Annotated in this window: 9 protein-coding genes; 6 read left to right on the top strand and 3 right to left on the bottom strand. The window is 50.2% G+C overall.

Translation table 11 applies throughout. From position 1 onward, the window contains the following. Positions 1-223: 223 nt before the first annotated feature. From BMW41_RS13300 to BMW41_RS13290, 3 genes are all read right to left on the bottom strand, one after another. Positions 224-898, bottom strand: a complete 675-nt coding sequence (locus BMW41_RS13300; protein WP_074650645.1) for an aspartate/glutamate racemase family protein — start codon at positions 896-898, stop codon at positions 224-226. Positions 899-968: 70 nt separating this feature from the next. After that, positions 969-1,913, bottom strand: coding sequence for a transketolase family protein (locus tag BMW41_RS13295; protein ID WP_074650643.1), 945 nt, complete (start codon positions 1,911-1,913; stop codon positions 969-971). Next, on the bottom strand, positions 1,913-2,758 hold the full coding sequence (locus tag BMW41_RS13290; RefSeq protein ID WP_074650641.1) for a transketolase: 846 nt from the start codon (positions 2,756-2,758) through the stop codon (positions 1,913-1,915). Before BMW41_RS13290 ends, BMW41_RS13295 begins: the two co-directional genes overlap by 1 nt. A 262-nt stretch (positions 2,759-3,020) precedes the next feature. Here BMW41_RS13290 and BMW41_RS13285 point away from each other — a divergent pair, with 262 nt between their 5' ends. The 6 genes from BMW41_RS13285 to BMW41_RS13260 all read left to right on the top strand — a co-directional run bounded on the left by BMW41_RS13285 (position 3,021) and on the right by BMW41_RS13260 (position 9,481). Continuing rightward, positions 3,021-3,860, top strand: coding sequence for a sugar phosphate isomerase/epimerase family protein (locus BMW41_RS13285; protein WP_031473674.1), 840 nt, complete (start codon positions 3,021-3,023; stop codon positions 3,858-3,860). A gap of 129 nt (positions 3,861-3,989) precedes the next feature. After that, positions 3,990-4,847, top strand: coding sequence for a shikimate dehydrogenase family protein (locus tag BMW41_RS13280; protein WP_074650639.1), 858 nt, complete (start codon positions 3,990-3,992; stop codon positions 4,845-4,847). A 97-nt stretch (positions 4,848-4,944) separates the two neighbouring features. Then, positions 4,945-5,508, top strand: coding sequence for a TRAP transporter small permease (locus BMW41_RS13275; protein WP_074650637.1), 564 nt, complete (start codon positions 4,945-4,947; stop codon positions 5,506-5,508). Next, positions 5,508-6,809, top strand: a complete 1,302-nt coding sequence (locus BMW41_RS13270) for a TRAP transporter large permease (RefSeq protein ID WP_074650635.1) — start codon at positions 5,508-5,510, stop codon at positions 6,807-6,809. Before BMW41_RS13275 ends, BMW41_RS13270 begins: the two co-directional genes overlap by 1 nt. Before the next feature lie 216 nt (positions 6,810-7,025). Continuing rightward, a complete protein-coding gene (locus BMW41_RS13265; RefSeq protein ID WP_074650633.1) occupies positions 7,026-8,141 on the top strand; it encodes a TRAP transporter substrate-binding protein in 1,116 nt (371 codons plus the stop codon). 401 nt (positions 8,142-8,542) lie between these two features. Further along, positions 8,543-9,481 (top strand): LysR family transcriptional regulator, encoded by a 939-nt coding sequence (locus tag BMW41_RS13260; RefSeq protein WP_074650631.1) that lies wholly within the window; start codon positions 8,543-8,545, stop codon positions 9,479-9,481. Positions 9,482-9,933 lie beyond the last annotated feature (452 nt).

Here is a 9,933-nt window from a genome sequence, read left to right as displayed (position 1 = left end):
AAATTTCTCCGAAATTCCCTATGAAACAAAAACGCTCCGCGAGGATGCGCACGCCGCTGTAAGCAAATTCACTAAGCTCGAGAAAACCTCGCTAAGTGAATTTCCATTACCTTGTGAGTCTGCCGTGCAGCCATAAAATACGGGCCGCGGTGTACGAAGAAAAACTGCTTCGTACATCGCGGCCCGTTTCGTTATATAAAGATATATTTCGAATCCACGGAAATTACTGCTGAGCGATCTCGTTCAGCTTGTCGGCGATGGCACTGTAGCCGGAGAAGAAACTGCAGAGCACCGGCGTCTTAAAGCCCTTCAGCTCCGGAAGAAGGGTGCGCATGGATACCTGAGACATGACGATGGCATCGTAGCCCATCTCATCCAGCTTGCGGAGGTTCTCAAGGAGAATACGGTTCTGTTCCTCCGGATGTCCCGATACCAGAGCGTCCCATGCCTCATTTTGGACATAGAGTTTTGTGGTCGCGGTCTTTCCCTGCTCCCTGAGAAGACGCTCAATGATGCGGGCAACCGGGCCCATGGATGTCTCTACGGTGCCGAAGATGGCGAAATTGGTTCCGTAGGTGATGGCTTCCCGGCACATCGGATCCTCGATCTTCATGACCGGGATGGAAACTTCCTTGCGGTACTCGTCGGCCACTTCACCGACGGTGGAACAGGAGTTGACGATCAGATCTGCTCCGGAGATCTCGGCAGCCTTCGCATAAAGCTTCATGCGGTCGTAGACTTCTCTGGTCGGGCCGCCGGCTGCTCTGACGTCCTTCAGGATGGTACTGTCGGTGATGAACTCCACCTGTACGCCCGGTACCTTCTCTTCCAGGAATTTGACGGTATCTTCCCGTTTGGCGAAACTTGTCTGCAGAATCGTAACGTGCGGTTTTTTCATACAAACCTCCCATATGAGATCACATGTTGTCTGATTTTGAATCGTAAATGCTCTGTCGGCAGTGTCCGGCTCACTTTGCTTTTCTTGCCACTAACTTCTCCGCCTCTGCCACGATGGAATCCGTATCCATATGGCAAACCTTATAGAGGATCTCCGGGTCACCGGACTCGCCGAAGCGATCCGGAATGCCGATAATCTTCACCGGAACCGGGCAGTTTTCCGCGGTTACGGATGCGACGGCAGCTCCGAGACCATTGATCACGTTGTGATCCTCTACGGTCAGGACGGCACCGGTCTCCGCAGCGGCGCGGATGATCGCTTCCTCATCCAGCGGCTTCAGGGTTGCCATATCCAGAACTCTGGCGTTGATGCCTTTTTCTTTCAGAATCTCCGCGGCTTCCGCAGCCTTGGCCAGAAGGATACCGGAGGAGATGATGGTGAGGTCGGTTCCGTAGTCGCGAACGGTATTGGCCTTGCCGAATTCGAACCGGTAGGTCGCTTCATCGTAGAAATCCGGAACGGCATTCCGGTGAAGCCTCACATAGAGCGGCCCCTTGAAATCCACGGCCGCGTGCGCCATTGCCTTTGCGGCAACGCCGTCCGCCGGCTGGATGATCGTCATATTCGGGAAGGTGCGCATGATGCCGACATCTTCCACAGCAGCGTGGGTTGCGCCGTCTCCGCCGACCTGAAGACCGGTGTGCGTTCCGAGAATCGTGACATTCAGATTGGTGTGGCAGATGAAGGTTCTAACCTGCTCGCAGGCACGCATGGCGGCAAATACGGCGAAGGTGGAGATAAATACCTTGTTGCCGCAGGTGGCAAGGCCCGCCGCAATGTCAACCATATCCTGTTCGGCGATGCCGACGGTAAATGCTCTCTCCGGGAACAGTTCCCCGAATTTTTCAAGGTTGCATGCTTTGGTATCGGCGTTCAGCACAACGAAGTCGTCTCTGGTCTTTCCGATCTCGCAAAGCTCGTTTCCAAATATATGTCTGTCTGCCATCTTACCCATTATACAACGCCTCCTTTGCTGATCTGAGCGAGAGCCTCCACCATCTGCGCTTCATCCGGTGCCTTGCCGTGCCATGCGGAATCATCCTCCATGAAGGATACACCGCGGCCTTTTACGGTACGCATCAGGATGACGGTGGGGTGACGCATTGTCTTTGCGGTGTGAAGCGCGGTGAGGATATCCTTCATATTGTGGCCGTTTACCTCCACGACATTCCAGCCGAAAGCGCGCCATTTGTCGCCGATCGGCTCAACGGTCATGATCTCATTGACCCACCCGTTGATCTGCACGCCGTTGCAGTCCACGATGGCGATGAGGTTTTTCAGATCGTGGTGAGAGGCGGCCATGGCAGCTTCCCAGTTCAGACCTTCCTGAAGCTCGCCGTCACCCAGGAGAACATAGGTCATGTAATCCTGATGGTGAATCCGGCCGGAGAGTGCCATGCCGACACCGACGGCGAGGCCATTGCCCAGAGAACCGGTGCTGATATCGATTCCCGGAGTGTCATGCATATCCGGGTGGCCCTGGAGCATGGCACCGTATTCCCGGAGATGCTCAAGCTCGGCCAGATCAAAGAAACCGCGTCTTGCGAGCGCGGAGTAGAGTGCCGGACAGGAATGACCCTTGGAGAGAACGAAACGGTCGCGGTCTGCCCACTGGGGATTCTTCGGATCGATGTTCATTACATGGAAATATAATGCGGTAATCATATCGGAAGCAGAGAGAGAGCCGCCCGGATGGCCGGCTCCTGCCTTGCCGATCATGCGGATGATGTCCGATCTGGTCTGAACTGCCTGCGCTTCCAGACGCTTTACATCCTCGTCTGTAAAGTAATTATGGTTCATATAGGCCTCCTTGAAGTGTTTGCTGACACAATTCAATCTGCGCTCAATATAACACCATTGCTCTGTAGAAAATAGTAAATATTGTGAATTTTCGTATGAAAAGTATTGATAGACTCATGAGGAAATCGAAATGGATACTCAGGAAATTATAGTGTAAAATATCAACAGCGAGAAATAAAAAATTGTCGGATTTGCATAAATCAAACACGCCTCGTGGCAGCATCTTGCGTTGAACTGTCAAGAGTATATTAGGAGGACAATGATGGCACGTAAATATTCACTCGCTTACTTAACTATTCCGGGAACCAACCCGATGGATCAGATCCGCATTGCAAAAGAGGCCGGATATGATTATGTCAGTCTTCGTACCATTCCGATGCATCTTCCCGGTGAACCGGAGTTCCTTCTGGATAAGGATCCGGAGCTTTTTGAGGCGACGAAGAAAGCTCTGAAAGAGTACGATATGCCTCTGATGGATATTGAGCTTGCCCGTGTTCGTCCGGACCTTGATATCGAAGAGTATGAGCCGGCTTTCGAGAAAGCGGCAGAGCTCGGCGGAACTGACGTACTCGGCAGCATTTGGACCAGAGACAAGGCATTCTATGTGGAGAAGGTCGGACGTATCTGTGAGATGGCGAAGAAGTACGGACTTAACTACAATGTGGAGTTTCTTCCCTGGGCAGGCGTGAGAAACCTTCAGGAGGACATTACATTAGTGGATACGGTGGGGGCCGATAACCTCTATGTAATGGTAGATACCCTTCATGCAGGCCGCGCGGGAGTCACTCCGGATGAACTGAAGAGAACACCGAAGAAATACTTCCATTTTATGCATCTTTGCGACGGACCGGCAGGACCGGACGGCGACGTTGTTCTGGACAATATCAAAGATGACCTGATGCTCTATACTGCCCGTGAGGCAAGATATTATGTGGGCGAGGGCGATATCAATATTGCCGGTTTGGTCGAAGCGCTTCCGGATCTTCCGCTCTCCATTGAACTTCCGAATCTGGAGGCCATCCGTAAGTACGGAGTGGAGGGACATGCAAAGAACTGCATTGACAAGGCAAAGGCATATTTTGCGGAACGCGGCATCGAGTAAAACCTTTGCAGCAGGTGCAGAGGGGCAGAAAGCTTCGCCCGGAGAATAATAGGTATGAATTATTCCAATGGGAAGTTATGGAAAAAAGAAGGTAAACTTAAAAGGGGCGAATTTTTAGGAGGAAGTTAAATGAATATCAATATTGATACAAAGTTTATTACACTTCTGGGTGATCCGCTGAAACAGTCTTTTGCTGCGAGAATGCAGAATGCGGGCTATGAGGCGGCAGGTCTTAACATGCAGTATTTTTATACTGTCGTGGACAACGAGCATCTGGGCGATGTGGTGAACGGTCTCCGGTACATGAACTTTGCCGGCTTTGCCGTAACAAAGCCGAATAAGGTAAAAGTTCTGGAGTACCTTGATGAACTGGATCCGCTGTGCCGGAAGATGGGCGCTTCCAACACCGTTGTCAGGACACCGGAAGGCAAGCTCGTCGGCTACAACACGGACGGTATCGGTTTCTACACAAGTCTTGTGGAAGAAGGCAAGGTTGATGTGGAGAATTCCGTATTCTTCTGCTTCGGTGCAGGCGGTGCGGGGCGCGCGATGTGTTCCGTTCTTGCGTACAAGGGCGCGAAAAAAATTTATATCACCGACTACTTTGATGAGGCTTCCGAGTCTCTCGTAAAGGATATCAATGAGAACTTTGCTCCGGTGGCAGAGCAGGTGAAGAAGGGTGATTTCTCCAAACTGGAAGAAAGCACGGTAATCCTGAACGCATCCGGAATCGGAATGGGCAGCCATATCGGCGAAACCCCGATGCCGGAAGAATATATTAAAGAGGGAATGTTCTTCTTTGATGCATGCTACAACCCGGATAAGACACAGTTCCTTCTCAATGCGGAGAAGAAGGGCTGCAAGATTCTGAACGGTCTGGGAATGTCCCTGTATCAGGGCGCTGCACAGATCGAGCTCTGGACAGGGGGTAAAGCTCCGGTTGAGGCAATGAGAAAAGAACTCCTCGATATTATCGCAGGAAAATAATTCACATAAGTGAGTTGTTGACAGTGACAGCCGGCTGCAAAAAGTTATCAGAGGAAGAAGGGCATCCGGTTGTTGAACAAGGTGACAGGAGGTAGTCATGGTATTTATCAAATGGTTGGACGATCATCTGGAGGAAGCATTCCTCGTGATCTGTCTGGTCCTGATTTCCGTGGTCATGATGGCACAGGTAGTTGTCAGGAAGGTCCCGGGAATTCAGCCGCTGACATGGGCGGAGGAATTCAGCAGATTTCTCTGGATTATGAGCGTATTCGTTTCTCTGGCTTATACGATCCGCAAGGAGAGCATGCTTCGCGTTGGCGTTGTACTGGATCTCTTTCCGGTTATCGTTCGTAAAGTCGTTGGTATCTGTGTTGACATCGTTGTAATCGCTATGATGGGAATCTGTGCGGTAAATTCCATCGGAGTGTACAACAAGATCGTAGCCAGCGGAGAGCTGTCTCCGGCAATGCAGTGGCCGATGGCGGGTGTTTATATCTTCATGCTGATCGGTTTCTTCCTGGCAACAGCCAGAGGCGTTCAGATGCTGATTATCCACATCAGACATTTCGGCGATAAGGTTGCCACCACACTTGAGCAGACCATGGAGGATGCAAAGAGCGAGGCGGCTGCAGGACAGCACGCAGAAGGAGGAAATGAATAATGGCTGCTATAATGGTATTTGCGGTTTTTCTGGTAGCGATCTTCGTTTCCGTACCGATTGGTATGTCCATGGTACTCGGATCTGTAGCTCCTATCATGTTGCTTGGTAAAGGCGGAACCATCGAGCAGGTGCTCAACAACTGCTTTTCCGGTGCGAACTCGACACCGATTCTGGCAGTTCCGCTGTTCATCCTGGGCGGTGTTATCATGGCCGAGGGTGGTATTTCCAGAAAACTTTTCAACTTTTTCTCTTACTTTGTAGGAAAACTTCCGGGCGGTGTTCCGTGTGCGGTTATTCTTACCTGCCTGTTCTACGGCGCGATCTCCGGTTCCGGTCCGGCTACCACCGCAGCGGTTGGTGCCATGTGTATCCCGTTCATGGTGAGTCTGGGTTATAACAGAACCTGGTCTGCAGGTCTGATTGCCGTAGCCGGCGGTCTCGGCGTTATCATTCCGCCGTCCATTCCGTTCGTTCTGTATTCGCTGGCAACCGGCGTATCCACCGGTGATCTGTTCCTCGGCGGTGTATTCCCGGGAATTCTGATCGGCGCCGCGATGATGATATATGCGGTTGCATATTGCCTGAGACACAACGAGAATCAGGCAACCATCAATGAGAGAATGAATGAGCTTCACGCTCAGGGTCTCGGCAAGATCTTCCGCGAGTCTTTCTGGGCGCTGCTCTGCCCGATCATCGTTTTGGGCGGTATCTACACCGGTTTTGTAACTCCGACAGAGGCTGCGGTTGTATCGGTATTCTACGCGCTGATCGTATCCCTGTTCATTTACAAGTCCATCACGGTAAAACAGCTGATTCCGTTCCTTTGCAGCTCGGTTAAGACCTACGGCGGTCTGGCATTCGTTCTTGCATTCGCAACCGCATTCGGCCGCGTACTGTCCCTGACCAAGGCAACCAAGGTTGTACAGGACTTCATCATTGCAAACTTTACAACAAGCTTCAGCGTACTGACCGTCTGCATGATCTTCTTCCTGATTCTCGGAATGGTTATGGATACCGGTCCTGCAATCATCATTCTCGCACCGGTACTTCTTCCGGCGGTTCAGGAGCTTGGTGTCGATCCGGTACACTTCGGCGTTATTCTGGTATGCTGCCTGTCCATCGGACTTGCAACACCGCCGTTCGGACTTGACCTGTTCGTTGCCGGCAATCTGGCAGAAGAGCAGCCGATGGATGTTGCCAAGAAGGCGATTCCGTTCATGCTTGCATTCTTTATCGCAATGCTGATGATCACTTATATCCCGGGTATCTCCACCAGTCTGGTAAATATCGTGAAGGGATAATGCCGGATACGGCACGAATGGTGTCATTTCTTTATCAAGTGTTGCCCTCTGCAGGAGCAAATGTCTCCTGCAGAGACAAAATTGAAAAGTGCACAAAATTCAAAACAAATCTATTAAATAATTATGAAATACTTACATCTCTGAATTCATAGTGTAGAATAAGAGATGCTTCAGTATGAGTAAGCAACAAAAAAGAACAAGAGGAGGAGAATTATTATGAAACTGAGAAAAGTAACAGCACTCGCACTCACAGGAGCTATGGTTGCCGGTCTTGCAGCATGCGGCGGCGGTTCAGCAGCTGCAACGACAACAGCAGCGGCAGCAGAGTCCAAAGCAGCAGCTGAGACAAAGGCAGCTGAGTCCAAGGCAGCGGACGCAGATTACTCCAAGCTCGACAAGGTAGAGCTCATCGGTGCAGACTCCACCGGTAAGGGTGCAGCAGGCCAGATCTTCGGAGAACTGGTAGCATCCAAGGTTGATGCCATCACCGGCGGACAGCTTACCATTGACTATCATCCGAACGGCGAGCTCGGCGGCGACGCAGATCTTCTCCGTCAGGAGCAGTCCGGTGATATCGACATCGTAGTTTGCCAGACCGCACCGACCGTTTCTTTCATTCCGGAGATGGCAGTATTCGACCTTCCGATGGTATTCGCAAAGTATGACGGCGATAAGATCGACCAGGTACTGAACGGCAAGGATTCCAAGTTCAATGAGCAGCTCTCCGCAGCATACGAGGCAGCAGGCTATCACAAGCTCGGTATCCTTCAGAACGCAACCTATCGTCTCACAACTTCCAACACGGAAGTAAAGACAAAAGCTGACTTCAAGGAGCTGAAGATCAGAACCATGGAGAACGCGAACCATATGGCATTCTGGACAGCAATTGGCGCAGCTCCGACTCCGCTGGCTTGGGCAGAGGTTTACATCTCTCTCCAGAACGGAACCATCGATGCGGAGGAGAACGCAGCAGATACCTGTGTAGGCGCAAACTTCCAGGAAGTTCAGAAGTATCTTGCATGCACCAACCACATCCTCTATGCGAACCAGATTTCCATCAACAAGGACAAGTATGAGAGCCTTGACCCGGCTTACCAGGCTGCTCTTGATCAGGCTGTAAGCGAGGCAATCGCTGAGATGAGACCGCAGCTTGAGAAGATCGATAAGGATTCCAAGAAGACCCTTACCGACGGCGGCATGACTCTGATCGAGTATGACAACGCATTCTTTGATGAGATTCTTGCTCTTGACGGCGTTAAGGACCTCTACAAGAAGATCGACGGCGATGTTAAGGGCCTTGGAACAACTCTTCAGGAGTCCCTTGCGAAGTAATCACAATTTAAGCATCTGATGTAAAACTTTTGGCGGGGCTGGCACAGTGATGTGCCGGCCCCGCTTTTGGCTGTAAGAACATGAAATACAAAGCGCGGGAAGTTCGTCAGCGAAAAAATCAGCAGAAGTCAGCCGCTGGTTTTCCAAAAGAAGGGAAATCGGCAGCGATGGTTTGAAACTGTATAATATGAAAAAAATTCGAAAAACAATGTATACATTGCATAATTTTGTAAAATAATAGATAATAAATAAGGCTTTAGTAGAGCATAAATCGGAGTTGAAAATCATGGGAAAAACGGATTTTCGCTTCCATTCATCAGAAGACGTGCCCGGCAGCGGAACCTTGGAAAGAGTGGATCCACTGCCGGTGGTGGTGACAGTATATAAGGAGAAAACGATCCATGAATCTTCGTCAGCTGCAGTATTTCAAGACGATCGCGGAACTGGAACATTATACCAGGGCCGCAGAACAGCTCTATGTCAGTCAGTCCAATCTCAGCCATTCGATCAAGGAACTGGAAGATGAACTGAATGTGCAGCTTTTTGTACGAAAAGGCAGAAATGTTCAGCTGACCAAGTACGGTGAACTTTTTCTTCCGTATGTTTCTCAGGCGCTGGATCTGCTGGATAACGGTGTTCAGTGTGTGAACAATTACGTCAACCCGGATACCGGTTCCGTGATTGTGTCCGGTTTTCCGTCGCTGTCCGAGTTTATTCCGGAGGTGGTGGTCCGCTATCTTTCTGAGACCAATCGAGTGGGCGTTCATGTGCAGTTCAATCAGTCAGCCGATTATGAGACGCTGAAGAAACAGCTGAAGGCAGGCGATATCGATCTCGCCTTCTGTACACAAATCGAGGATAATGCGATCGGGTGCGCTCCCATCGGTGAACACCAGCTTGTACTGTTGGCTCCGGAAGACAGTCCTTATGAGGAGGGGGAGACGGTCGATCTCTCCATTCTGGACGGGCAGCCGTTTGTTGCCTTTAATCACAACTGCGAACTGAGATATTTTACCGACGAACTCTTTGAGAAGCTGGATATTCATCCGAAAATCACCATGGAGACGGCTCAGGATGTCCTGATCTACGGAATGGTAGCCGCGAAGCAGGGACTTGCCATCGCGCCGAAACCCATCGGAGGAACTCCGTACCGGCTGAAGGAACTGAAGATTGCCAATGAGATTCCGAACCGTCGGGTCTATGTGGCGTGGAACAAGGTGCGGTATATGCCGCCGGCAGCGGCATATCTGAGGGATTTCATCCTGAAGAAGGGGATGATCTTTGACCAGTTCTTTGAGAGACGGGACGAGAGAAGAAGAATGAAGATTCAGGAATACTGATCCGGAGAAGACGGCATTTTCCGGAATGTCTTTTCCGGGGATTGCGGAGAGACCGGAAAGAAAGAGAATACAGAAGGAAAAATCTGCTACGGGGGACCGGGGCCATGCGCCCAATGTCATTAAGTTAAGGTGACAAAATCAAAGATCTCAGTATTAGAAATAATACTGGGGTCTTTTTTTTATATAAACACTTGACACAAAAATCAAAATGTGCGGCCGCTTTCGCTATTGAATGATAATGATGTAGCGAAAGCGGCCCTTGTAATTAAGGGAATCTTGATTGCAAGGAGGTCGCATATGAAACCTAAACATCTTAAAAAACTTCTATTATCTGAGATAAAAGCTGTTTCTGAAAAATTAAATGAGTATTGTGTTTCGTCTGGCAAAGATTTCACTAGGAAACGAAAAATCACATTTGAAACAGTTATTAAAACACTGATAGGCATGGAAAG

Source organism: [Clostridium] aminophilum (assembly GCF_900101295.1).
Taxonomy (GTDB): domain Bacteria; phylum Bacillota; class Clostridia; order Lachnospirales; family Lachnospiraceae; genus Clostridium_R; species Clostridium_R aminophilum_A.
Note: the sequence above shows the minus strand (reverse complement) of the source record. Positions and strands in the feature narration are given on the sequence as shown.

Excerpts from the sequence above, each read along its gene's own strand:
- BMW41_RS13270 (WP_074650635.1), top strand. The coding sequence starts at position 5,508 with ATGGCTGCTATAATGGTATTTGCGGTTTTTCTGGTAGCGATCTTCGTT.
- BMW41_RS13265 (WP_074650633.1), top strand. The coding sequence starts at position 7,026 with ATGAAACTGAGAAAAGTAACAGCACTCGCACTCACAGGAGCTATGGTT.
- BMW41_RS13285 (WP_031473674.1), top strand. The coding sequence starts at position 3,021 with ATGGCACGTAAATATTCACTCGCTTACTTAACTATTCCGGGAACCAAC.
- BMW41_RS13290 (WP_074650641.1), bottom strand. The coding sequence starts at position 2,758 with ATGAACCATAATTACTTTACAGACGAGGATGTAAAGCGTCTGGAAGCG.
- BMW41_RS13300 (WP_074650645.1), bottom strand. The coding sequence starts at position 898 with ATGAAAAAACCGCACGTTACGATTCTGCAGACAAGTTTCGCCAAACGG.
- BMW41_RS13275 (WP_074650637.1), top strand. The coding sequence starts at position 4,945 with ATGGTATTTATCAAATGGTTGGACGATCATCTGGAGGAAGCATTCCTC.
- BMW41_RS13295 (WP_074650643.1), bottom strand. The coding sequence starts at position 1,913 with ATGGGTAAGATGGCAGACAGACATATATTTGGAAACGAGCTTTGCGAG.
- BMW41_RS13260 (WP_074650631.1), top strand. The coding sequence starts at position 8,543 with ATGAATCTTCGTCAGCTGCAGTATTTCAAGACGATCGCGGAACTGGAA.
- BMW41_RS13280 (WP_074650639.1), top strand. The coding sequence starts at position 3,990 with ATGAATATCAATATTGATACAAAGTTTATTACACTTCTGGGTGATCCG.